The organism is Novosphingopyxis iocasae, from assembly GCF_014334095.1.
Taxonomy (GTDB): Bacteria; Pseudomonadota; Alphaproteobacteria; order Sphingomonadales; family Sphingomonadaceae; genus Novosphingopyxis; species Novosphingopyxis iocasae.
Genome location: NZ_CP060495.1, coordinates 1 through 21688 on the forward strand (window position 1 = coordinate 1; position 21688 = coordinate 21688).

Annotated in this window: 25 protein-coding genes and 1 other RNA gene; 7 read left to right on the top strand and 19 right to left on the bottom strand. The window is 63.6% G+C overall.

The annotated features are described in order from the left end of the window. Complete coding sequence (gene dnaA, locus H7X45_RS00005; protein ID WP_187335564.1) at window positions 1–1368, top strand: chromosomal replication initiator protein DnaA; 1368 nt, start codon at window positions 1–3, stop codon at window positions 1366–1368. A gap of 83 nt (window positions 1369–1451) precedes the next feature. On the opposite strand, the gene H7X45_RS00010 is transcribed toward dnaA, so the two are convergent. The 4 genes from H7X45_RS00010 to secB form a co-directional block, all read right to left on the bottom strand. Further along, window positions 1452–2126, bottom strand: a complete 675-nt coding sequence (locus tag H7X45_RS00010; protein ID WP_187335565.1) for a DUF4136 domain-containing protein — start codon at window positions 2124–2126, stop codon at window positions 1452–1454. 177 nt (window positions 2127–2303) lie between these two features. Beyond that, window positions 2304–3296 carry a tryptophan--tRNA ligase gene (trpS, locus tag H7X45_RS00015; protein ID WP_187335566.1) on the bottom strand — a complete coding sequence of 331 codons (993 nt, stop codon included), beginning with the start codon at window positions 3294–3296 and terminating at the stop codon, window positions 2304–2306. A gap of 2 nt (window positions 3297–3298) precedes the next feature. Then, complete coding sequence (murJ, locus tag H7X45_RS00020; protein WP_187335567.1) at window positions 3299–4891, bottom strand: murein biosynthesis integral membrane protein MurJ; 1593 nt, start codon at window positions 4889–4891, stop codon at window positions 3299–3301. 58 nt (window positions 4892–4949) lie between these two features. Then, window positions 4950–5471, bottom strand: a complete 522-nt coding sequence (secB, locus tag H7X45_RS00025; protein WP_187335568.1) for a protein-export chaperone SecB — start codon at window positions 5469–5471, stop codon at window positions 4950–4952. Between the two features lie 256 nt (window positions 5472–5727). On the opposite strand from secB, the gene H7X45_RS00030 reads away from it, so the two are divergent. From H7X45_RS00030 to H7X45_RS00040, 3 genes are read left to right on the top strand one after another with little or no spacing between them, the layout of a single operon-like run. Further along, window positions 5728–6384 (top strand): Tim44/TimA family putative adaptor protein, encoded by a 657-nt coding sequence (locus H7X45_RS00030; protein WP_246449505.1) that lies wholly within the window; start codon window positions 5728–5730, stop codon window positions 6382–6384. Window positions 6385–6417: 33 nt separating this feature from the next. Further along, window positions 6418–7725, top strand: a complete 1308-nt coding sequence (gene mltA / locus H7X45_RS00035) for a murein transglycosylase A (RefSeq protein ID WP_187335570.1) — start codon at window positions 6418–6420, stop codon at window positions 7723–7725. 16 nt (window positions 7726–7741) lie between these two features. Beyond that, entirely contained in the window at window positions 7742–8296 is a 555-nt protein-coding gene (locus tag H7X45_RS00040) for a Smr/MutS family protein (RefSeq protein ID WP_187335571.1), read from the top strand. Between the two features lie 112 nt (window positions 8297–8408). Here the strand turns inward: H7X45_RS00040 and dapE are convergent, their stop codons facing one another. The 14 genes from dapE to astD all read right to left on the bottom strand — a co-directional run bounded on the left by dapE (window position 8409) and on the right by astD (window position 19921). Beyond that, window positions 8409–9539 carry a succinyl-diaminopimelate desuccinylase gene (gene dapE / locus H7X45_RS00045; protein ID WP_187335572.1) on the bottom strand — a complete coding sequence of 377 codons (1131 nt, stop codon included), beginning with the start codon at window positions 9537–9539 and terminating at the stop codon, window positions 8409–8411. Beyond that, entirely contained in the window at window positions 9536–10207 is a 672-nt protein-coding gene (locus tag H7X45_RS00050; RefSeq protein WP_187335573.1) for a glutathione S-transferase family protein, read from the bottom strand. Before H7X45_RS00050 ends, dapE begins: the two co-directional genes overlap by 4 nt. Window positions 10208–10252: 45 nt before the next feature. Next, the gene (gene yihA / locus H7X45_RS00055) at window positions 10253–10873 is read right to left on the bottom strand and encodes a ribosome biogenesis GTP-binding protein YihA/YsxC (protein ID WP_187335574.1); all 621 of its coding nucleotides are present in this window, start codon (window positions 10871–10873) and stop codon (window positions 10253–10255) included. A 403-nt stretch (window positions 10874–11276) separates the two neighbouring features. Continuing rightward, the gene (gene yidC / locus H7X45_RS00060; protein ID WP_187335575.1) at window positions 11277–13031 is read right to left on the bottom strand and encodes a membrane protein insertase YidC; all 1755 of its coding nucleotides are present in this window, start codon (window positions 13029–13031) and stop codon (window positions 11277–11279) included. Between the two features lie 51 nt (window positions 13032–13082). Continuing rightward, the gene (gene yidD / locus H7X45_RS00065; RefSeq protein WP_187335576.1) at window positions 13083–13295 is read right to left on the bottom strand and encodes a membrane protein insertion efficiency factor YidD; all 213 of its coding nucleotides are present in this window, start codon (window positions 13293–13295) and stop codon (window positions 13083–13085) included. Beyond that, on the bottom strand, window positions 13292–13666 hold the full coding sequence (rnpA, locus tag H7X45_RS00070; protein ID WP_246449507.1) for a ribonuclease P protein component: 375 nt from the start codon (window positions 13664–13666) through the stop codon (window positions 13292–13294). Before rnpA ends, yidD begins: the two co-directional genes overlap by 4 nt. 29 nt (window positions 13667–13695) lie before the next feature. Continuing rightward, the gene (rpmH, locus tag H7X45_RS00075) at window positions 13696–13830 is read right to left on the bottom strand and encodes a 50S ribosomal protein L34 (RefSeq protein WP_187335577.1); all 135 of its coding nucleotides are present in this window, start codon (window positions 13828–13830) and stop codon (window positions 13696–13698) included. A 94-nt stretch (window positions 13831–13924) separates the two neighbouring features. Beyond that, complete coding sequence (locus H7X45_RS00080) at window positions 13925–14335, bottom strand: BLUF domain-containing protein (RefSeq protein WP_187335578.1); 411 nt, start codon at window positions 14333–14335, stop codon at window positions 13925–13927. A gap of 149 nt (window positions 14336–14484) precedes the next feature. Continuing rightward, window positions 14485–15243: a phosphoadenylyl-sulfate reductase gene (locus tag H7X45_RS00085; protein WP_187335579.1), complete on the bottom strand. Its 759-nt coding sequence runs from the start codon at window positions 15241–15243 to the stop codon at window positions 14485–14487. Next, complete coding sequence (locus H7X45_RS00090) at window positions 15236–15664, bottom strand: DUF934 domain-containing protein (protein ID WP_187335580.1); 429 nt, start codon at window positions 15662–15664, stop codon at window positions 15236–15238. Before H7X45_RS00090 ends, H7X45_RS00085 begins: the two co-directional genes overlap by 8 nt. Further along, a complete protein-coding gene (locus tag H7X45_RS00095) occupies window positions 15657–17291 on the bottom strand; it encodes a nitrite/sulfite reductase (protein WP_187335581.1) in 1635 nt (544 codons plus the stop codon). The genes H7X45_RS00090 and H7X45_RS00095 overlap by 8 nt, the downstream gene beginning before the upstream one ends. A 5-nt stretch (window positions 17292–17296) precedes the next feature. Next, window positions 17297–17587, bottom strand: coding sequence for a DUF2849 domain-containing protein (locus tag H7X45_RS00100; RefSeq protein ID WP_187335582.1), 291 nt, complete (start codon window positions 17585–17587; stop codon window positions 17297–17299). After that, window positions 17584–18375, bottom strand: a complete 792-nt coding sequence (cobA, locus tag H7X45_RS00105; RefSeq protein ID WP_187335583.1) for a uroporphyrinogen-III C-methyltransferase — start codon at window positions 18373–18375, stop codon at window positions 17584–17586. Before cobA ends, H7X45_RS00100 begins: the two co-directional genes overlap by 4 nt. Window positions 18376–18484: 109 nt before the next feature. Then, window positions 18485–19921 (bottom strand): succinylglutamate-semialdehyde dehydrogenase, encoded by a 1437-nt coding sequence (gene astD / locus H7X45_RS00110; protein ID WP_187335584.1) that lies wholly within the window; start codon window positions 19919–19921, stop codon window positions 18485–18487. Window positions 19922–20101: 180 nt separating this feature from the next. On the opposite strand from astD, the gene H7X45_RS00115 reads away from it, so the two are divergent. From H7X45_RS00115 to H7X45_RS00125, 3 genes are all read left to right on the top strand, one after another. Further along, entirely contained in the window at window positions 20102–20647 is a 546-nt protein-coding gene (locus H7X45_RS00115) for a hypothetical protein (RefSeq protein WP_187335585.1), read from the top strand. A 44-nt stretch (window positions 20648–20691) separates the two neighbouring features. After that, window positions 20692–21034, top strand: a transfer-messenger RNA (tmRNA) gene (ssrA, locus tag H7X45_RS00120). Window positions 21035–21108: 74 nt separating this feature from the next. Continuing rightward, window positions 21109–21453 (top strand): hypothetical protein, encoded by a 345-nt coding sequence (locus H7X45_RS00125; RefSeq protein ID WP_187335586.1) that lies wholly within the window; start codon window positions 21109–21111, stop codon window positions 21451–21453. Here H7X45_RS00125 and H7X45_RS00130 read toward each other — a convergent pair. Continuing rightward, window positions 21446–21682 carry a hypothetical protein gene (locus H7X45_RS00130; RefSeq protein ID WP_343061088.1) on the bottom strand — a complete coding sequence of 79 codons (237 nt, stop codon included), beginning with the start codon at window positions 21680–21682 and terminating at the stop codon, window positions 21446–21448. The genes H7X45_RS00125 and H7X45_RS00130 overlap by 8 nt on opposite strands. Between the last annotated feature and the right edge of the window lie 6 nt (window positions 21683–21688).

The following is a 21688-nucleotide window of genomic DNA, read 5'->3' on the forward strand; positions in this document are numbered from 1 at the left end:
ATGCATGAAGGATCGACGGACGAGATGCTGGGCGAAGCCTGGCAGAGCATCGTGGGGGGGCTGCGCCGTGATCTTGGCGCACAGATCTTCGGGCAATGGATCCGCCCAATAAAGCTCGGCAGCTTCAATTCGGATGAAGGCACGCTGGAGCTACTGCTGCCGTCCGACTTTTCGGCCAAATGGGTGCGCGATCATTATGTCGATCGGCTGAGCCTGGCGTGGAAGAGCGTGATTCCGGAGGTGCGCACGCTGGCGATCCGGTCGCAGCCCAATGGCGCGCAGATCCATCGCCTGCGCCCTGTCGAGGATGCCGCGCCGATCGAACGCGATAGCGCAGCGGCGCAGGACAGCGCGCTCGATCCGCGGTACACCTTTGCCAATTTCGTTAAGGCACAGGCGAATGTGCTGGCTTTCACCGCAGCCGAGCGTATGGCGGCGCCCGAAGCGCCCTTGTTCAATCCGCTCTATCTTCAGGCGGCGACGGGGCAGGGCAAGACCCATCTGATGCACGCCATCGGCCATGCCTGGCGAGAGGGGAATCCGGGCGCGAAGGTGGTCTATATGCCCGCCGAGCGCTTCATGATGGAATTCGTGACCGCGATGCGCGCCAAGGACACGATGGCGTTCAAACAGCGCCTGCGCGCTGCCGATCTGCTGCTGATCGACGACATCCAGTTCATCATCGGCAAAATGTCCACGCAGGAGGAGTTCCTGCACACGATCGATGCGATCGTCGGCTCGGGCCGCCGTCTGGTGGTGGCTGCGGACCGCGCGCCCCAGGCGTTGGACGGCGTAGATCAGCGCATCCTCTCGCGCCTGTCGCAAGGTCTGGTCGCGGATATTCAGCCGGCGGATCTGGAGCTGCGCCGCACGATCCTGGAACAGCGCCTGGAGCGTATGCCGTCGGTTCAGGTCGGCGATGAGGTGGTCGAATTCCTGGCCCGCACGATCAGCCGCAATGTGCGCGAGCTGGAGGGCGGCCTTAACAAGCTGCTCGCTTATGCGCAGCTGACCGGTAAGCCCGTCTCCAAGCAATTGGCCGAAGAGCAGCTGAAGGACATCCTCAGCGCCTGTCGCCGCCGCATCACGATCGATGAGATTCAGCGCACCGTGTGCGAGTATTACCGGATCGACCGCAGCGAGATGAGCTCCAAGCGCCGTGCCCGCGCCGTGGTGCGCCCGCGTCAGGTAGCGATGTATATCGCCAAGATGATGACCCCGCGCAGCTATCCGGAAATCGGCCGTAAATTCGGCGGCCGTGACCATTCCACTGTGATCCACGCAGTTCGTCTGGTGGAGGAACTGCGCGGCAAGGATAGCGAGATGGATAACGACGTCCGCGCGCTGCTGCGTCAGCTGGAGGCCTGAGCGCCTTATTTTGCTCGACAGAATCGACCCATAAAAAAGGCGGCCTCGCAGGCCGCCTTTTTCGTATTCGCTATCGCCGCGGCTCAGCTCCGCGAGGGCGGCGCAACCGAGATGCGTACCGTTTCTCCGCTGTTGCCGGGGAAGCCTGTGAACATGGCCTCGACCAGATTGGGCACCAGATAGGTAAGATTATCGGTGCGCGAATGCGACTGAGCGCGGCCTTCGAACAGACGCTCGCCGGTTCCGGCGCGGTCGATCTTCAGATCGATCTCCCCGGTATAGACGGTATAGCTGCGGATGTCCGGCCCGCCGAAGCCCAGGCCGCCGCCATAAATGAACGGGTCATTCCAGCCATAGATGAATCGACGACCGTAGAACCCACGGCCGAAGCGGGGGCCCCAGAACGGATCGTAAAATCCGGCGCGGCCGAAGGGCGAATAATCGCTTACGATCTTTTCGCGGCCATCATCGACACCGTAACCGAAGCTCACGACCAGATCGGCGGCAGCGGGGCTGGCTGCCGGACGATAGCCCTGCCGGACCATCTCGGACGCAACGATGTTGGCATATTCGCCAAATTCGATACCGCCGGCATTGGCCGGATCTTCAGCGACGATGGTGAACGTCTGCCCCTGTGCGGGCGGCAGCTGCTGAAAGCGGGACACATTGGCCTGAAACGGCGTGGCACAGGCCGCTAGTCCCAGCAGCATGGCCGGCGCGGCGATTTTCGCGGCTTTCTTGAACTGAATGGAAAACATGGGCGGGCTCCTCCGATACACACGCCGACACACAAACGGGGCGCGGGATTGATGTTATGACAGAACATAGCGTTCCGCCACTGAACATCAATTGAACGCACACGGAACACGCTTGGCTGCAATTGCCGCCATTTGTTCACGGTCTCGAAAGATGCGCGCGCAGGCGCGCGATCCCGGTCAGCGCAGGAGGCCCAAAGCCTCGTACGCGCTGGCAAGGATCGGTGCGCCGGTTTCGGACGCCTTGGCTGCGCCCTTGGCAAGTATCGCGTCGATTGCGGCGTCATCGTCTTTCAGCGCGTTGAAGCGCTCGGAAATCGGCGCCAGCTTCGCGACGGTGAGATCGGCGAGAGCCGGCTTGAACTGGCCGAAACCCTTACCGCTATGGTCTGCCAGCACGTCGGCGGGCGCGCGGTCTTCCAGAGCGGCGTAGATCGCCACCAGATTGCGCGCTTCGGGGCGACCTTCCAGCTCTTCCATCGTCTCAGGTAGAGGCTCAGGATCGGTCTTCGCCTTCTTGATCTTCTTGGCGATGGTATCGGCATCATCCGCCAGATTGATCCGGCTCATGTCCGACGGATCGGACTTGCTCATCTTGGCGCTACCGTCGCGCAAGGACATGATCCGCGCGGCGTGCTGGCCGATATAGGGTTCGGGCAGCACGAAAGTTTCGGTGCCGGAATCGTGGTTGAACTTTTCCGCGATATCGCGGGCCAGCTCCAGATGCTGCTTCTGATCGTCGCCCACGGGCACATGGGTGGCGTTGTAAAGAAGCACGTCCGCCGCCTGCAGCACGGGATAGGCGAACAGGGCGATGCTGGCGCCTTCGCGATTCTTGCCCGACTTGTCCTTGAACTGCGTCATGCGGTTCAGCCAGCCCATGCGCGCGGTGCCGTTGAGCAGCCATTGCAGCTCCGCATGGGCGGGCACGCTGGCCTGATTGAACAAGGTCGCCTTGTCGGGATCGACGCCGCTGGCGATCAGCGCAGCCGCCATCTCACGCGTGCCGGCGCGCAAGGTGGCGGGATCGTGCGGCATGGAGATGGCGTGTAGGTCCGCCAGGAAGAACAGGCACTCGCCCTCGTCCTGCATCTTCACCCAGTTGACGATCGCGCCGAGATAATTGCCGAGGTGGAGATTGCCGGTGGGCTGAATGCCGGAGACGACGCGCATGATCAGTCGGTTTCCTGTTGGGGTGCGGAAGAAGTGGGCGCGCGGCGGCGAACCATCGCGCGGATGTCGCCTAAACGAAAGGCGCCGGTGAGGAAACAGGCGGCGAAATAGACCGCGCCGCCAGCCGAGCAAAGGATGGCAAGCGTGATGGACTTTTCGATGAGCGACCCGCTCATATGCGGGACGGCGAGGGGGCGGGAAAACCACAGCGCTGCGCCCATCAGAAGCGCTGCAATCGCAAGGCGCGGCAGACGGCGCACAAGCTGCGCATCGGCCTCAAACTGCCCGCGTTTGCGCAGCGTCCAGAACAACAGGAACGCATTGATGCTCGCCGACACAGCCGTTGCCAGCGGTGGTCCGAGATAGCCGATGGTGGGGATGAGCGCGAGATTGCCGACGATGTTGACCGCAATCGCGATCATGGCGAAACGCACCGGCGTGCGCGTGTCGTGCCGCGCATAATAGCCGGGCGTCAGCACCTTGATCATCACATAAGCGGGAAGGCCGATCGAGAAGGCGGCGAGCACCTGGCCGGTGGCCTGGGTCGCCTCCGCGCTGAACGCGCCGCGCTGGAAAAGCCCGCGCACGATCGGGTCCGCGATGGTCAGGAACGCGATGGTGGCGGGCAGCGTCAGGAACAGCGCCAGTTCGATCCCGCGGTTCTGCATGTGCATTGCCTCGTCCGGCTTGTCTTCGCCCAGAAGCCGCGAGAGCGTGGGGAGCAGGATGGTGCCGAGGCCAATGCCGATCAGGCCGAGCGGCAGCTGGTTCAGCCGGTCCGCATAATAGATGTAGCTGATCGCGCCCGGCGCCAGCAGGCCTCCGGCCAGCGCGGTGGAGATAAGCAGGTTGATCTGGGTCGCGCCCGCCCCCGCGGCGGCAGGGAGGATCAGTTTGAACAGGCGGCGGATATCCTTGTCGATCCGCGGCAGCTTGAGCGACAATTTGATGCCGGCGCGGCGGCAGCCCCAGATCAGGAACAGCAGCTGCAGCACCCCGCCCGCGGTGACCGAAAGCGCCTGCACCATCGCCGTTTCATAGGCATCGTCACCATGGAAAAGGCCGAGGCCCGCGATCATCGCGAGGTTCAGCAGAATCGGCGCGGCGGCATTGACCCAATAACGATCGAGCGAGTTCAATATGCCGCCAAGGAGCGACACCAGGCTGATCATCAGCAGATAGGGAATGGTGATCCGCGATAGCGTGACCGCGAACGCGAATTGTGCGGGCGTGGGATCGTTAAAGCCACCCGACAAGGCGTAGGTCAGCGGAAAAGCCGCGAGCAGAAGCACGATCGTGAAGACCGCGACGATCGGGAACAGCACGGACAGCGTGCGCTCGGCAAAATCGAAGCCGGCGGGCTTGCCGCCGCCCTCGGCCACGCGGCGGTTGAACATCGGAATGAACGCCGCCGAGAACGCCCCTTCCGCGAAGAGCGCGCGGAACATGTTCGGCAGGCGGAATGCGACGAGGAAGGCGTCCGAAGCGAAGCCTGCGCCGACATAGCGGGCCTGCAACGCATCGCGCACGAGCGCAAGCACGCGGCTGACGAGCGTCAGGCCGCCGATGGAGCCGAGAGATTTGGCGAGGTTCACGCCCGCCTCTTTTCAAGCGGTGCGGCCGTCGCCGGAGCGGCGGCCGCCACCATCAGGCTCAGGCCTGGCCGACCGGCGCTTCGCCGCCCGGCTGACCTGCCGCCTGCTCGCGCTGCTGCAGATAGAGCTGGTTGAAGTCGATCGGCTCCAGCATCAGCGGCGGATAGCCGGCATCGCGCACGGCATCGGCCAGAATGCGACGGGCGAACGGGAAGATGATGCGCGGCGCTTCGGCAAAGAGGAACGGGTGCGCCGCTTCTTCGGGCACATTGCGTAGGCCGAAAAGGCCGCAATAGACCAGCTCGACGATGAAGCTGACGCCCTTTTCGCTGTTCGCCTGGACGTTCAGCTTCAGCGCAACTTCGTGAACCTCTTCATTCAGGGCGTTGGACTGAATGTTGACGCTGACGTCGATCTGCGGCTGGCCGGCCCAATTGAAGCTGTCTGGAGCGTTCGGGTTCTCGACCGACAGGTCTTTCACATACTGGCTGAGTACGCCAACGGTCGGGCCGTTGTCGGCGCCGTTCGCCATCGTCTCGCCCGCGTTGAGATTTTCCAGATCGATGCCTTCTTCGGCCATGATATGCGTCCTGTCTGTTGGGTGGTGCAGGCGGCCGTTCGGCCCCGGCATCGGATTGCGAGCGCGACTAGCAGTGGCGGGGGGATAGAGCAACCGGCACCGCATCCATGCGCCGCTCAGCGCGTCCCAGCACCGCATCGCGGCGCTAGCGGGCCAAACATTGTAAAGAGATTTGAAAGCTGACCGCATTCAACCTATGTATCGGAAAGCCGTACCGCTTTTGGGTTGCGGCCAATTTGCGCTTATCGGAGGCATCGTGACGCCCGAAATCATCATCCTAGCGTTGCTCGCAGGTTTTCTTGGCCTGCGCCTCTATTCCGTGCTCGGCAAGCGCACGGGGCATGAGCAGGAGCCGATGCCGCGCCGCGTGGAAGAAGCGCCGCGCGCGCCGGTCGCCGCGCCGCGCCCGAATGAGGACAAGCGCGAGGGCGCACCGCAGATCGGCGATGTTCCTGCCGCCGCTTCCGCAAGCCGCGATCTGGCTGCCATCGCCGCTGCCGACCGGGATTTCGATCCTGCCCGCTTCGTGGAAGGCGCCAAGTCGGCCTATCGCATGGTACTGGAGGCTTTCTGGAGCGGTGACCGCGAGACGCTGGAATATCTGACCGATGAAGAAGTCGGCCGCAGCTTCATCGAAGCGATCGATGCCCGCGAGGAGCGCGGCGAGACGTTGGAGCACCGCCTCGTGCGTATCGAGGAAGCCAAGATTACCGAGGCGGATTATCGCCGCCCGATCGCGCGCGTCACGCTGCAGTTCGATTCGGACATTGCGGCGCTGGTGCGGGACAAGGACGGCAATGTGATCGGCGGATCCATGACGGACGCGATCGAAGCTCATGATGTGTGGACCTTCCAGCGCGACCTGACCTCGAACGATCCCAATTGGACGCTTGTCGAGACCGCAACGGTTTGACATCAGACCGGGATGACCGGTCTTTTCCATTCCATGAGAAATTTGGTTGCGGCGGCTTCGGCCGCCGTTCTGCTGTCTGCCTGTTCGGGTATCGTCCCCGATGGCGGCGTGCGCAGCGCATCGAGAGAGCGCCCGCCACAGCTTGGCTATGAAACGCCTTCGACCAGCCCTGTGCCGGTGCCGCCCGTGCCGATGCGCGGCCCCGCTTCAGGTGACCGCGCGGCTGTGCCGATCCCGGCGACGGCGCGCGCGCCTTTGCCTTCGGGCGCCGCGCGCGGTGACGGGCTGACGGCGGCGGCCAGCGCCCTGCAGCGCGGCCCCGCGATTGCTTCGCTCAACCTCGATCCCGCCCGTGCGGTTTCGGCTCTCGGGGCCTTCCGGCTTAGCTGCCCCGGCCTGCAACGCCGCACCGATCGCAGCGGTCTGACGCAAAATGAAGACTGGAGCGAAGCGTGCGCTGCCGCCGCCAGTGCTTCGGACCGCGATGCCGCCGCCTTCTTTGCGCGCTGGTTCACGCCCGTGCAGGTGAGCGATGGGACCGCCTTCGCAACGGGCTATTTCGAGCCGGAGATTGCCGGATCGCGCCATCGCCGCGCCGGTTACGATACGCCCATCTATGGTCGCCCGCGCGATCTGATCGATGTGGACCTGGGCCAGTTCAACGAAGAGCTGGCCGGCAAGAAAGTCCGCGGAAAAGTCGATGGCACAAGCTTGGTGCTTTACGATGACCGTGCCCAGATCGTGAACGGATCGCTGGAAGGACGCGCGCCGGTGATTGGCTGGGCCGCCGATCCAGTCGAGCTGTTCTTCCTGCAGGTGCAGGGTTCGGGGCGGCTCCGTCTGCCCGACGGCGGCGTGATGCGCATCGGTTATGCCAGCCAGAACGGGCGCGCCTATACCGGCATCGGCAGGCTGATGAAGGATCGCGGGCTGCTCGGCCCCGGCGAGAGTTCTATGCAAGGTATCGTTTCCTGGCTTCGCCGCCACCCAGAGGAAGGGCGGCGCATCATGGATGAGAACAAAAGCTATGTGTTCTTTCAGGAACTGACCGGACCGGGACCGCTGGGCGCGATGGGCTATGCCGTCACACCCCGCGTCACGGTGGCGGCGGACCCCAATTTCGTTCCGCTGGGCGCGCCGGTCTGGGTTTCGCTCGACCGGGCAGAGCCGAACGGCATCTGGGTGGCGCAGGATACCGGCGGGGCTATCAAGGGCGCGAACCGGTTCGACACTTTCTGGGGCGCGGGCGAGGAAGCGCGGGCTATTGCTGGCGGTATGTCCGCGCGCGGCAGTGCGCTGGTGCTGATCCCCAAGGCCTCGGCTGCACGGCTGGGGCTTTGACCGGCAGGCCTATCCGATGAGCCGCCGCCAACTGGATGCGGAGGAGCAGGCGCTGTGGGCCCGGGTGATTGCGACGGTGCGCCCGATCGAGAAAGCAAGGCCCGCTCCGCCGCCGCCCGTTCCGCCTGCCAAAGCTGCTTCCCCTCAGGCGCCGCCACCCAACAAGCCGAAGGGGCGGGTGCCTGTGGCGCGTCCGCTGCCAGTGCCGCCGCCGCCACCGCCGTCGTCCCAGCGCCTCGACGGCAGTTGGGACCGCAAGATCAGCAAGGGACGGCTGGAGCCCGATCTCCAGATCGACCTGCACGGCCGCAATCTGGCCGGGGCCTATGATCGCTTAGACGGCGCGCTCGAGCAGGCGGTGGCGATGGGTTACCGCACCATCCTGCTCGTGACAGGCAGGGACCGAGGGCATGACCGGGCGAGCGGCGAAGGGCGCGGCGCAATCCGCGCGGCGGTGCGGGACTGGCTGGCGGCCTCACGCCATGCGGGTCGCATCGCCTCGGTCCGCGGCGCGCATCCGCGCCATGGCGGCGAGGGCGCACTGTATATCGTGCTGAGAAAAAGCCGGTAAGTGTTTGTGACCTAAATAAATTCCGTTTGCCCTGAGCTTGTCGAAGGGCCGTACTTCTACTCGGCCAGAAAGGACGGGGCTTCGACAAGCTCAGCCCGAACGGAAGTGAATATTATCCCGCCGGATCGCTCAGCGCGCTCAGCAGGATTTCGCGGTAGATTACCGTCAGCTTGTCCAGATCGTCCAGTTCCACCGCCTCGTCCAGCTTGTGCATGGTCGCATTGCGCAGGCCGAATTCCACCACCGGGCACAGCTTGGACAGGAAACGCGCATCGGACGTTCCGCCGCTGGTGGAGAGTTCGGGCTCGATCCCCGTCACCTTGGTGATCGCCCCCGCCACGATTTCGCTAAGTTCGCCAGGCGGTGTAAGGAAGGGTTCGCCAGATACGATCGCTTCCACTTCGCCGCCGTGCAGCTGCGCGACGGTACGGACCATCTCGGTCAGCCCAGCGCCGGTATGCCGGTCGTTGAAGCGGATCGACAGCCGCGCGCTCGCCTCTCCCGGGATGACGTTGTGCGCCCGGTTGCCGACCGTAAGATCGGTCACCTCCAGGTTCGACGGCTGAAACCAGTCCGTGCCGCGGTCCAGCGTCACGCGGTCCAGTTCGGCGAGGATGGAGACCAGCTTGGTGATCGGATTGTCGGCATTTTGCGGATAGGCGACATGGCCCTGCGTGCCCTTTACCGTGACCCACATGTTTACGGATCCGCGCCGGCCGATCTTCACCATATCGCCCAGCTTGGCGACGGACGTCGGCTCGCCCACCAGGCACATGTCCGGCACGATGGCATGCTCGGCCATATATTCCATCAGCGCGCGCGTACCGTGGACGGCATCGCCTTCCTCGTCCCCGGTGATGATCAGGCTGATCCGCCCGGCATCTTCCGGCACATCGTCCAGCGCGGCGACGAAGGCGGCGATCGCGCCCTTCATGTCCACCGCGCCGCGCCCATAGAGCAGGCCGCCGCGTTCTTCCGGCTCGAACGCGTCACCCGTCCAGCCGTTACCGGCGGGGACGACGTCGAGATGCCCGGCAAAGGCGAAATGGCGGGCGCCGGTGCCGCGCACGGCGTAGAGATTTTCTACCGGCCCGGCGGGCGCATCCTCGCCTGCGGTGAAGCGCGTAACGTTGAAGCCCAGCGGCTCCAGCATCGCCTCCAGCGCATCGAACACCGCGCCGGTGGCGGGGGTCACGCTCTCACAAGCGATCAGACGTTTGGCATGCTCCGGCGCGCTACTCATGCCGTCTCGGCCCCAAGATCTTCGTACCGATCCAGCGTCCAGTCCTCCGCCTCGGCGGCCTCATACCAGTCGCGCACCCATTGGTGCCCCAGGATGGCGTCGCAATAAGATGCGGCGAAGCCCGGCAGCTTGAAATCATAGGTGCGAAAGCGCGAGGCGACGGGCGCGTACATGATGTCCGCAGCGCTGAACGTGCCGAACAGGAACGGCCCGGCCTTGCCGAATCGGGCGCGGGCCTCCGCCCATAATTGCAGCACGCGGATGGCATCGGCGCGCGCATCTTCGCTGATTTCATGATCGGGGAACTGGCGGCGCGTGTTCATCGGGCATTCGCGGCGCAGCGCCATGAAGCTGCAGTGCATCTCCGCGCACATGGATCGGGCCATGCCGCGTGCGACCTCGTCCTTGGGCCAGAAGCGATCCCGCCCGGTCTTGTCGGCCAGCCAGTCGACGATCGCGATCGAATCCCAGATCACGCTTTCCCCGTCCCACAGGATAGGCACCTTGCCGTGACTGGGCGCCATGTCTTCCTCGCGCTTCCGGTCATCCCAGTCGTCGGTATAGAGAGGCACGAGGATTTCCTCGAAGGACAGGCCGGATTGCTTGGCCGCCAGCCAGCCGCGCATGGACCAGCTGGAATAGGCCTTGTTGCCGATGATCAGTTTCATGTGCCTGGGCCTAACGGTTGGCGGGGAAGGGGGGAAGGGCGTTGCTCACTCCGGCACCGCGTCGAGCACGGCGTTGCGCAGTTCCTCGATGCCGTAGCCTTTTTCGGAAGAGGTCAGGATCAGGCCCGGAAAGGCGGCGGGGTGCTTTCGCAGTTCGGCCTCCACTTTCGCGGCCACCGAATCGCGCTCGGTCTGTTTGACCTTGTCCGTCTTGGTGAGGACGGCGGCATAGCTGACGGCGGCGGCATCCAGCATGGCCATCATCTCCTCGTCCACCTTGCCGATGCCGCGGCGCGCATCGATCAGCAGGAAGGTGCGCGTCAGCACCTGCCGCCCGCGCAGATAATCGTTCACGAGATAGCGCCAGCGCTGCACCGTTTTCACCGGCGCCTTGGCGTAACCGTAGCCGGGCATATCGACGATGCGGAAGAGCGGCGGGGTGCCGACTTCGAAGAAGTTGAGTTCCTGTGTCCGGCCCGGCGTCACCGATGTCCGCGCTATCGCCTTGCGGCCGAGCAGCGCGTTGATCAGCGAGGATTTGCCGACATTGGAACGGCCCGCAAAGGCGATCTCGGGCGCGTCCGGCTCGGGCAGGAATTCCAGCTTCGGCGCCGACTTCAGGAAGTTCACCGGCCCTGAGAAAAGAGCGTTGTGGTCTGCAATCACGGGTGCGTCTCCTGATCGATCGAATCGATGAATAGGGCAGCCGGTGATCGTAAGGTCACGAACGTCCGCATACGGGGGAGGCTGTTTTCCCCCGGCCTATTGAGAGTGGGCGGCATATGGAGGGAGGGCGTGATGGTCATGCGGGCGATCCTAGGGGAGGGGGGCCGAGTAGGATAGAAAATCCTACCTGCGCGAATGGGGGGCGTTTTGAGAAGCTGAGCAAATCCGGCATCCGCCCTGCATCGGGGTTACATCTGGCCCAAATCCGTGAGTGCTGAGCTTGTCGAAGCACGGTTCTCGAAGGAGAACCGCCCTTCGACAGGCTCAGGGCTACGGAATCGGTCGTCAACTAACCTTCGAATGCGCGGACATCCTCCCCGAGCCAAACTCGGGGAGGACAGGATCAGTTCGAAGCCTTTTTCGCCTCGCGTTCGCGCTGCTTTTCCTCGGCGTCGCGCTTCATCTGCTCCTTCAGCTCGGGATGGCGGGCGTAGAGCAGGCGCTGCTGGGCGATGGTGAACAGGTTGCTCGCCACCCAGTAGAGCTGCAGACCCGCGGCGAAGGGCGCCATGAATACCATCATCACCCAGGGCATGATGGAGAACATCTGCTTCTGCACCGGATCGGTCATCGGCTGCATGCGGAACTGGAAGAACATGGTGACGCCCAAGAGGATCGGCAGCAGGCCGATGTGCAGCATGCCGGGCGGATCGAACGGCAGCAGGCCGAACAGGTTCACCGGCGTCAGCGGATCCGGCGCGGAAAGATCCTGAATCCACAGCGCGAAGGGCTGGTGGCGCATCTCGATCGACAGCATCAAGAGCTTGTAGAGCGCGAAGAACACCGGGATCTGAAGGAACATGGGAAGGCAGCCGGCCAGCGGATTGACCTTTTCCTCCTTGTAAAGCTTCATCAGCTCCTGCTGCTGCTTCTGCTTGTCCTCCTTATGCTTTTCCTGAAGCTTCTTCATCTTCGGCTGGATGGCCTTCATCTGCGCCATCGATTTGAACTGCTTCTGCGCGATCGGGAACATCAGGCCGCGCACGATCAGCGTCAGGCAGATGATCGCCACACCGAAATTGCCGGTCAGATCGTACAGCCAGGTGAGGATGTAGAGGAACATCTTCTCGATCGGCCGGAACCAGCCCCAGTCGATCGCGAGCGAGAATTTCTCGAAGCCCAGCTTGTCCTGATAGGCATCCAGAACGTCGGTTTCCTTCGCGCCAACGAAGAAATAGCTGCGCTGCGTAATCTGCTTGCCGGGCTGGATGACGCTGGGCGTCTTGCGTAGCATCTCGTCCTGATAGACGTCTCCGGAAGCGCGGAAGGCCGCGTCGATCGGCGATTTCTGGTCGGGCACCAGCGCGGTCAGCCAATATTTGTCGGTGAAGCCCAACCAGCCGCCGGTCGTCTCGAACTGCGCGCCCTTGGGCCCGGCTTCCTCGACATCGTCATAGTTCCAGTCATAATCGGCGGCGCCGTCGAACACGCCCATCGGACCGACATGGATGGTCCAGGTGCTCTTGTCGGGAGAGCCGCCGCGGCGGCTGATGAGGCCGTAGGGGCGCACCGCAACCGGGCCGCCGCCCTGATTGGCGACCTTCTGATCGACGGTGATGAGATAATTGTCGTCGATCGACAGCACCAGTTGGAAGATCTGCCCGGTGCCGTTCCGCCAGCTGAGCGTGACCGGGGTCTCGGGCGTCAGGCGCGGGCCGCTTGCCTGCCAGACGGTTTTGTCGTTGGGCAGCTCGATGCCCTCGCCGAGCCAGCCGAAGCGCGAGAAATAGGCGTCCTTGGTGCCCGGAGGGGCCAGCAGGCGGACCTCCGACGAATTCTTGGCAAGGCCGACGCGATATTTCTTCAGCATCATATCGTCGATGCGTGCGCCGGTGAGGCTGATCGAGCCGTCGAGCTTTGGCGTATCGACCTGGATGCGCGGCCCGTCGGACAAGGCGGCCTGCAGATTGCGCTGCCCCGCCGCGCTCGTGGGCACGACCACATCGGGATTGGCCGGCGGCGCGGCTTCATCCGTGGTCGCAACCGGCGCGGACGCGGCTTCGTTGTTCGGAAAGAAATGGCCCGTGATATAGGGCCAGCCAAACAGAATGATGCCGATCAGCAGGACGGCGATGATGATATTGCGGCGATCTTCCACGTGGGTTCCGTTGGTCAGTGGGGACGCGAGACGAACAGGCCTCGGAAAGCGTCAGGGCACGGGGTCATGGCCATGGCCGCCCCAAGGTTGGCAGCGCAATAACCGCTTCGCCGCAAGCCAGCTACCCTTAATCGCGCCGTGTCGCTGCAGGGCTTCGATCGCGTAAGCGGAACAGCTGGGCGTGTAGCGGCAGGTGGGCGGCAGGATGCGCGAGGGGCCGAGCTGCCATCCGCGCGCGATCAGGATCAGCGCGCGGGCGATCACTGGCCAGCTTTCCCGAAATCGGTAGCGCTTTCGGTCTTGGGGGAGGGCAAGCGCACCGTTTTGCGCAACGCTGTCGCCAGCTCTGCGCGCAGCGCCTGGAAATCGCGCTCGATCCCGCCGGCGCGTCCGATCAGCACATGGTCCGCGCCGGGCTGGCCGCCTCCCGGCAGCGCCTCGCGCGCGAGTTCGCGCAGGCGGCGCTTCATGCGGTTGCGCACAACCGCATTGCCGATTTTCTTGGTGACGGTGTAGCCGACGCGAATCGCGGCATCGCCGTCTCGCCTGTCATGGACGAGCAGCACGAAACCGGGCGCCGCAAAGCGACGCCCGCGATTGGCGGCAAGAAAGGATTTGCGATCCCGCATCTTCATGAGAGGCGGGAGCGCGGGCCGACTTTCGCTCAGGCGGACAGCTTCTTGCGGCCGCGTGCACGGCGGGCGCGCAGAATCTTGCGGCCGCTGGCAGTCGCCATGCGCTTGCGGAAACCGTGGCGGCGGGCGCGCACGAGATTGCTCGGCTGAAAGGTGCGCTTCATGACATCAAGTCCACTTCGTCAAAACAAAAAGGGCCGCCGTCTCCGGCGACCGCGAATTTCTATGTGCGGCTGCATAACGCCGCGCGCGTGAAAGTCAATCGGCCCGCAGCATATTGATGCGCTCGATATCGTGATAGCCAGCGCTGACCACCATCGGCTCGCCAGATACGTTCTCGAACCCGCGATCGAGCAGTTCTACCGCGCGCTCGTCATTCTCGCAGATTACCGCCATCGCCCACTGCCCAAACTCACGCTCGGGAATATCGCGGCGGCTTATCACCTCAATCTCATGATGGCGCCCGTCGTCGGCGATCTTTTCCATCATCAGCTCCACGGCGCTGCGCGGGCCTTCAAGCACCTGAATGAACATGCCATCCTGATGGCAAAGCAAACCGGTGATACCAAGGGTGGGATTTCGTTCTTCCGCCTGATGCCCGATGCATGCGAGAATCACGGGCGACACTTCGATGTCGGCTCGGCTCCGATAGAGCAACTGGTGAATCATAAACTAACCACGGCTGAGCATATGGGGTAGGCAATCAGACGCATGAGCCATGCGCACGGTTCCGGCCACTGACAAATTTATGTCAGTTAATGGTCGCTGTTGCTGCCGCGCAACGAATGACGGAAATGGCGGAAAGTTCCCGCGCGTTTTCAGAATACGGCTTGGTCGCCGTCCGAATGAATGCCGCACTCGGTCTTGTCCCAGCCGGACCAGCGGCCCGAACGAGGGTCTTCACCGGGGCGCACTTTGTTGGTGCACGGCGCGCAGCCGATCGAGGGATAACCTTCGGCCACCAGCGGATGGCGCGGCAGATCATGGCGCTCGAAATAGTCCTCGATCCGCGCGGTGTCCCAATCGGCCAGCGGGTTGATCTTAAGCCGCCCCTCGCCATCGCTGGCATCGATCTCGAACCGGGGCAGGCCGCGGCGGGTGGCCGACTGGAAGCCCTTACGGCCCGTAATAGAAGCATCGAAGCGCTCCATCGCTCGGGCGAGCGGACGCACCTTGCGGATGTCGCAGCAGCCATCTGGATCATAGGACCAGCGCAGGCCCGACTCATCCTTTGCGGCCAACTCGTCCGGATCGGGCGTAAGGTTGATAAGGTTGAGGCGCAGCCGATCCGTCAGCTCATCGCGATAAGCGAGCGTTTCGGGGAAGTGCTTGCCGGTTTCCAGGAAGAGCACCGGAAGACTGCGGTCAACCTGCGACACCAGATGCAGCAACACCGCACTTTCCGCCCCGAAGGACGAAACAAGCGCGACATCCCCGGCAAGTTGATCGCGAATGACGCTTTCCAGCATTTCCGCCGTGTCGCGTCCCCGGAACATGTTGTTCAGGCGAATCGCATCGCTCTCCACGAAACGCGGCGAAACGTCGATTCGGTCGCGGATGCGCACTTCCTTACCCATGACGCAGCTTCCAGACCGGCACTGCGTCATCGGCGGCGGGCTGATAGACATGGTCGTAAAAGCCAAGCGCGCGCTCGACGGCGGCCTCGTCCAGCGGTTCGTCCGGCGCAAAGCTGTCGAACCCGCAGCGGCGCATATAGCGGATCTGATCGACAAGCACGTCGCCGCTGGCGCGCAGTTCGCCCTTATATCCTGCCTCGCGCAGGATGCGGGCGGCAGAATAGCCGCGCCCATCCATGAAGGAGGGGAAATGCACGATGACGAGCTTCAGCCGATCCAGCACGGGCAGCAGCTCGCGCGCATCCTCGCCCGATTCGAGCAGGACGGTGGATGCGTTGGTCTGGCCCTGGAAGGCTTCGACCGAAACAGCCGGTTCGGCGGACGGTTCGTCGTCGCGGTAACGGAGTTGGACGTCAGCCATAAAGCGCCTCCTTGAATGGCTCCATGCCGATACGGCGATAAGTGTCGACGAAGCGTTCGCCTTCTTCGCGCCGTTCCAGATAGAGGTTGGTCGCGGTTTCGATCGCATCGACCACGCCGTCCTCGGTAAAGCCGGGGCCGGTGATCTTGGCCAGGCTCACATCCTCCGCGCCCGATCCGCCGAAAAGCAGCTGGTAATTTTCCACGCCTTTCCGATCGACGCCGAGGATGCCGATGTGGCCGGCATGGTGATGCCCGCAGGCGTTGATGCAGCCCGAAATCTTCAGTTTCAGCTCGCCCAGATCCTTCTGGCGGCTCTGATCCGCGAAGCGCTGCGAAATCTTCTGCGCCAGCGGGATCGAGCGGGCATTGGCCAGGCTGCAATAATCGAGGCCGGGGCAGGCGATCATGTCGCCGATCAGATCGAGATTGGCAGGCGCCAGGCCGGCCGCGTCGAGCTTCTGCCACAGCGCGTAAAGATCGGCCTTCTTCACATGCGGCAGAACGATGTTCTGGCTATGCGTCACGCGGCACTCGTCGAAGCTGTATTGCTCGGCAAGCTCGGCCATCAAATCCATCTGATCCGCCGTCGCATCGCCCGGAATGCCGCCGACCGGCTTCAGGCTGATGGTGGCGATGGCATAGCCGGGATGCTTGTGCTCAGCCACATTCTGATCGTGCCAGATGCGGAAATCGGGATCGGTCAGATCGACCTGCGTCGGCGCATCGTCTTCGAATGCGGGGGCCGCGAAGAAGGCCTTGATACGCTCCAGCTCGGCCGCCGGAGGATCGAGGTCCAGCGTCTTGATGTGCGCGAATTCTTCCTCGACCTGGCGCGTATATTCTTCCGCGCCAAGCTCATGCACCAGGATCTTGATGCGCGCCTTGTACTTGTTGTCGCGCCGTCCGTAGCGGTTGTAGACGCGCAGGCACGCCTCGCAGTAGCTGATCAGATCGTCGGCGGAGACGAACTCGCGGATCATCGGGGCGATCATGGGCGTCCGGCCCATGCCGCCGCCGACATAGAAGCGTGCGCCAAGCTCACCCGCATCGTTCGTCACCAGCTGAATGCCGATATCGTGCAGGCGCATGGCTGCGCGGTCGGTGTCGGACGCGATGACGCAGATTTTGAACTTGCGCGGCAGATGCGCGAATTCCGGGTGGAAGCTGGACCATTGCCGCAGCAGTTCCGCCCAGGGGCGCGGATCGGCGGCCTCTTCGGCGCTGGCACCGGCATATTGATCGGACGAGATGTTGCGGATGCAGTTTCCGCTCGTCTGGATCGCATGCATCTCCACGGTCGAGAGATCGGCCAGGATATCAGCGGCGTCCTCCAGCTTGATCCAGTTGTACTGGATGTTCTGGCGCGTGGTGAAGTGCCCATAATCACGGTCATATTTGCGTGCGATTTTAGCCAGCATACGCATCTGATGGCCCGACAGCGTGCCATAGGGAATGGCGACGCGCAGCATATAGGCGTGCAGCTGAAGATAGAGGCCGTTCTGCAGGCGCAGCGGCTTGAACTGATCCTCGGTCATTTCGCCGGACAGGCGGCGCTCGCACTGGTCACGGAATTCCGCGACGCGCGAGGCGACGAGGCTGTGGTCATATTGATCGTACTGGTACATCGGTCTTACGCCTTCTCGATCGGTACGCTGGTGTCGATGGCAAGGTCTTGCCGCACCGTCGGGCCGCTGGCGCGCACCCGGTCCTTGATGTGGAGCGGCATCGGGCCGCGATCGGTCTGTTCGGCTTCCACGCTGTAGCCCGCATTGACGCGGCGGGCCGCATCCTCGCGCTGCAGGATCGCGTCTGCTTCCGTGCCCGCATCGACGGCATCGGAGAGATGGCGGGACCATTCAGTCTCGCCCGCCCACCAGATGACGTCGCCGGTCTTGAGGTCGTTGCCGGTAAGAATGATCATCGCAATTCTCCAGAAACCATTAGCGCAGCGCGAACGGACTGCCGAAATTTATCCAGCGCGTTCGAGCGCTTCACTACATCGCCCACCACGATCAGCGCGGGGCTTTTCACCTCTTCGCGCGCAATCATCGCGCCGAGATCGGTCAGCAGCGTTCGGATAGCGCGGGCGTCGCCGCGGGTGCCGTTTTCCAGCACGGCAACCGGCGTATCGGGCGACAGGCCGTCGTCGATCAGCTTTTCCGAAATCGCATCGGCCGTCGCGACGCCCATATAGATGACGAGCGTGCGGCCCTTGCCCGCTAGCCCCGCCCAATTCTGATCACTCAGCCCCTTGCACTGGCCCGCGACGAAGGTGACCGCGCTCGCATCCTCGCGGTGGGTAAGGGGGAGCAGCGCTTCGGCCGCGCAGCCATTCGCGGCGCTGATGCCGGGGACGACTTCCACCGGAACGCCCGCGGCGCGCAGTTCCTCGGCCTCCTCGCCGCCGCGCCCGAAGACGAACGGATCGCCGCCCTTCAGCCGCACGACATCATGACCCGCCTTAGCTTCAGCCACCAGCAGAGCGTTGATGTCTTCCTGCGGCAGCGTATGGCGCGCGCGCTTCTTGGCGACCGAGATCAAGCGCGCATCAGGGCGCGCCATTGCCATGATTTCCGGCGCGACAAGGCCGTCATGGACGATCAACCGCGCCCGCTCGATCAGCCGCGCGGCTTTCAGCGTCAGCAGCTCAGGGTCGCCGGGGCCTGCACCGACCAGATGGACGGTGCCGATGGTGGTAGCTTCAGTCATGATGCAGGAGATGGAGGCGGGCGTCCTCCGGCGCAAATGAGGAAGCGTTGGCCGGGGTGAAGGGAAGCTTTAGCTAAGAATATTCTAACCCGTCCGCTTTCGCGCAGACCTATTCCTCGCTTGCTTCGGCAGGGTGATATTCGTCGGCCTTGATGCCGATGCCGATACGGGCATTGGGCTTGTCGTTCTCCGCGGATACCACCGGAAAGGCGCAATAGTCGGCGGCGTAATAGGCGCTCGGGCGGTGGTTGCCGGACAGGCCGATGCCGCCAAACGGCGCGTGGCTGGTGGCACCGTTGGTGGTGCCGTTCCAATTGACGATCCCGGCGCGGCTGTTCGCCCAGAATTTGTCATAGAGCTTGCTGTCGCCGCCCACCAGCGCAGCGGACAGGCCGAAGCGGGTGTTGTTCGCCTCCGCGATCGCCTCGTCGAACTCATCGACGCGGATCACCTGGAGGAGCGGTCCGAACAGCTCGATATCGGGGCGTTCGGGCATGTCGGTGACATCGATAATGCCCGGCGTTACGAACGGAAGGGTCTCATCCGGGCGGCGCATGTGTTTGATGGGCCGGCCACCATGGCTCATCAGCGCGACGAAGCTTTCGGTCAGGCCGTCGGCGGTATTGTTATCGATCACCGGGCCCATGAACGGCGCGGGATCGGCATGGGGGTGATCGATAATCAGCCGGTCCGCGGTACGTTTTACCTCGGCGATCAATTGGTCGGCCTGACTGCGCTTCACGATCAGGCGGCGCGCGGCGGTGCAGCGCTGTCCGGCGGTGAGGAAGGCAGACTGGATCACCAGCACGGCGGCGCTGTGAATGTCGTCCGCATCCCAGGCAATGATCGGATTGTTGCCGCCCATTTCCAGCGCCAGGATCTTGTCCGGACGCGTGGCGAATTGCCGGTTGAGCGCAATGCCGGTGCGCGCGGAGCCGGTGAACAGTAGCCCATCGATGTCGTCATGGCTGCTGAGCTGTTTGCCGACATCCGGGCCGCCCTGAACGCAACGGACCACGCCCTTCGGGATGCCTGCCCGGTGGTAAAGCTCCACCAGTTTCTCACCAACTGCGGGGGTCTTTTCGGACGGCTTGAACAGAACCGTATTGCCCGCGATCATCGCCGGGATCATGTGGCCATTCGGCAGATGCGCGGGGAAATTGTAGGGGCCAAGCACCGCCAGCACGCCATGCGGTTTGTGGCGCAGCGCGTTGCGCGCGCCCGATCCCTCGACACGGCGCTGCGAGGTGCGATCGGCATAAGCCTTGATCGAGATATCCACCTTGCCGACGACGGCGGCCACTTCGGTGCGCGCTTCCCACACCGGCTTGCCGGTCTCTCGCGCGATCAGGTCCGCCAGCTCATCCTCGGCATCGCGCGCGATATTGGCGAAACGGCGGATCACCTCGATCCGGTCGGTCAGCGATGCGCTTGCCCATCTCGGCCAGGCGGCGCGTGCTTCGGCAACTTCGGCATCCACGTCGGACTGCGTGCCTTCCCAGAGGCGCTCGCCCGTCGCCGGCTCGCGGGAGATTAGTTGGACCATAACTACCTGTTCATAAACGTGGATGCAGTTCGGACGCGGGTCTATAGCATGTCCGGAGAGAGGTAAATGCGTGGGTGTCTCCGGCGTTCCGGTGTGGTGGGCCACGGGCGAAACCGCTTGATCAGGCAACGCCATGGCCTGATGCAGGAGGCCGTGCTGGAGAGAGATGGAGGTGATGATATGACCAGGATGTATCGGCCGATGCTGGGCGCGATGGTTTTTCTGGCATCGGGCCTTGCCATCCCGGCGGGCCTTTCGGCGCAGGGTGCCGCGCCCCCCCCGGTCAGCAGCCAGCCGGTGCCGGGCGAGCTGGAGATGGCCAAGTTGATTTGGAGCACGATGGTTGCGGTCGATCAGGCGAACCGTTCAAGCAATTATTCGGTGCTGCGCGATATCAGCGCGCCCGCATTCCAGATTGCCAACGATCCCGGCCAGCTTGCGCGCATATTCGCCGGCTTGCGGGCGAGCGGAACGGACCTGTCCAATACGCTGCTGCTAGCGCCCACTTATCGCGCGCCGCCCGCCATCGTGTCTCCCGGCGTCATGCGCGTGCAGGGTTATTTCGGGCTGCGGCCCACGGCGGTGAATTTCGATTTCAGCTATCAGTGGGTGGAAGGGCGCTGGCGGCTTGTCGGCGTTTCGATTGCGCCCGCCAGCCTCGGCACCGTGCAGCCGGGCGATCCGGAGCCGTTGCAGACCGCGCCCGAGGCCCGGCCGGGACGCTGAGGCGGAGGGCGACCCCACGCCTTTCCGCCAGCTGCGGTTTGCAATCACTTTTCATTCAGCTTCAAGCGCCTATATGGGTGCTTGCCGGTTTCGATCGGCTATGGCGATAAAGTGTGTTGTGCAATAGGCGCAGCGGACCCGGGGGCAGTACCCGGCGGCTCCACCATAAACCGCAGTTTCTGCGGCTCATGACGGGGCCGAACCAGGATCGACGTGTGTTGAAAGACAGCGCTTTCGCCCGGGCTGAGTAACCCGTTAAAGGCTCAAAACTCATAAGTGCCAACGATAACGAAGCACTTGCTCTTGCTGCGTAATTGATGCCCTAACGGGCTGACATTACACAAATAGAACGCGGCCGGGTCGGCCGGGCAACAGAAAGACTACAGCGGTTTGGGGGGCACCGGGCAACAGAAGCCTCCCACCTAGTTTCCCCACATTCCTAAGACGGCGAACCGATCGATATGAACTTCGTCGAGCTCTATCACGGCACGATCATCGCGATCGGAGACGATACCGGCGCATCGGATTCGCTGCTGCATGTCCATGCCGGGCTGGCGATCATGCTGATCGCGCGGCTGGTGACGCGCAAATCGCTGGCGACGCCGATCCCCTTCCTGGTCGTCTGCCTGGCCGAGCTGTTCAACGAGGTGATGGACCGGCTGGCCACAGGTAGCTGGCGACCGGCCGATACCGGCCTGGATGTGGTGAACACATTGTTCTGGCCGTTTATGCTCATGATCGGCCTGCGCATCCGCCGCGCTCGCGAGATCGAACGGCGCAAACCGGACGGCGAGACGCCTAGCTGAGCCCGTCCCGCTCGCGCTCCAGATCCACGGCCTGCAACATCTTTGCGCCGGCCATGAACACGGCGGCGCAGCAGCAGCCGAACATGATCCAGCCCAGCCAGCCCGGATAGGTCTGCACATAGGTCGCGCCGCGCTGCGTGGCGCCCAGCGCCAAACCGAAGGTGATCAGAAACACCTCGGCCCGGGATTTTACGATGAACAGGCGCAGAATTCGATGCAGCAAAGACATGTTAAC

Bases quoted from the DNA above. Each gene is read 5' to 3' on its own strand.
- dnaA (WP_187335564.1), top strand. From the start codon at position 1: ATGCATGAAGGATCGACGGACGAGATGCTGGGCGAAGCCTGGCAGAGC.
- H7X45_RS00010 (WP_187335565.1), bottom strand. From the start codon at position 2,126: ATGTTTTCCATTCAGTTCAAGAAAGCCGCGAAAATCGCCGCGCCGGCC.
- trpS (WP_187335566.1), bottom strand. From the start codon at position 3,296: ATGCGCGTCGTCTCCGGCATTCAGCCCACCGGCAATCTCCACCTCGGC.
- secB (WP_187335568.1), bottom strand. From the start codon at position 5,471: ATGGCCGAAGAAGGCATCGATCTGGAAAATCTCAACGCGGGCGAGACG.
- mltA (WP_187335570.1), top strand. From the start codon at position 6,418: ATGAGAAATTTGGTTGCGGCGGCTTCGGCCGCCGTTCTGCTGTCTGCC.
- H7X45_RS00040 (WP_187335571.1), top strand. From the start codon at position 7,742: ATGAGCCGCCGCCAACTGGATGCGGAGGAGCAGGCGCTGTGGGCCCGG.
- dapE (WP_187335572.1), bottom strand. From the start codon at position 9,539: ATGAGTAGCGCGCCGGAGCATGCCAAACGTCTGATCGCTTGTGAGAGC.
- H7X45_RS00050 (WP_187335573.1), bottom strand. From the start codon at position 10,207: ATGAAACTGATCATCGGCAACAAGGCCTATTCCAGCTGGTCCATGCGC.
- rnpA (WP_246449507.1), bottom strand. From the start codon at position 13,666: ATGAAGATGCGGGATCGCAAATCCTTTCTTGCCGCCAATCGCGGGCGT.
- rpmH (WP_187335577.1), bottom strand. From the start codon at position 13,830: ATGAAGCGCACCTTTCAGCCGAGCAATCTCGTGCGCGCCCGCCGCCAC.
- H7X45_RS00080 (WP_187335578.1), bottom strand. From the start codon at position 14,335: ATGATTCACCAGTTGCTCTATCGGAGCCGAGCCGACATCGAAGTGTCG.
- H7X45_RS00085 (WP_187335579.1), bottom strand. From the start codon at position 15,243: ATGGGTAAGGAAGTGCGCATCCGCGACCGAATCGACGTTTCGCCGCGT.
- H7X45_RS00090 (WP_187335580.1), bottom strand. From the start codon at position 15,664: ATGGCTGACGTCCAACTCCGTTACCGCGACGACGAACCGTCCGCCGAA.
- H7X45_RS00095 (WP_187335581.1), bottom strand. From the start codon at position 17,291: ATGTACCAGTACGATCAATATGACCACAGCCTCGTCGCCTCGCGCGTC.
- H7X45_RS00100 (WP_187335582.1), bottom strand. From the start codon at position 17,587: ATGATCATTCTTACCGGCAACGACCTCAAGACCGGCGACGTCATCTGG.
- cobA (WP_187335583.1), bottom strand. From the start codon at position 18,375: ATGACTGAAGCTACCACCATCGGCACCGTCCATCTGGTCGGTGCAGGC.
- astD (WP_187335584.1), bottom strand. From the start codon at position 19,921: ATGGTCCAACTAATCTCCCGCGAGCCGGCGACGGGCGAGCGCCTCTGG.
- H7X45_RS00115 (WP_187335585.1), top strand. From the start codon at position 20,102: ATGACCAGGATGTATCGGCCGATGCTGGGCGCGATGGTTTTTCTGGCA.
- H7X45_RS00125 (WP_187335586.1), top strand. From the start codon at position 21,109: ATGAACTTCGTCGAGCTCTATCACGGCACGATCATCGCGATCGGAGAC.
- H7X45_RS00130 (WP_343061088.1), bottom strand. From the start codon at position 21,682: ATGTCTTTGCTGCATCGAATTCTGCGCCTGTTCATCGTAAAATCCCGG.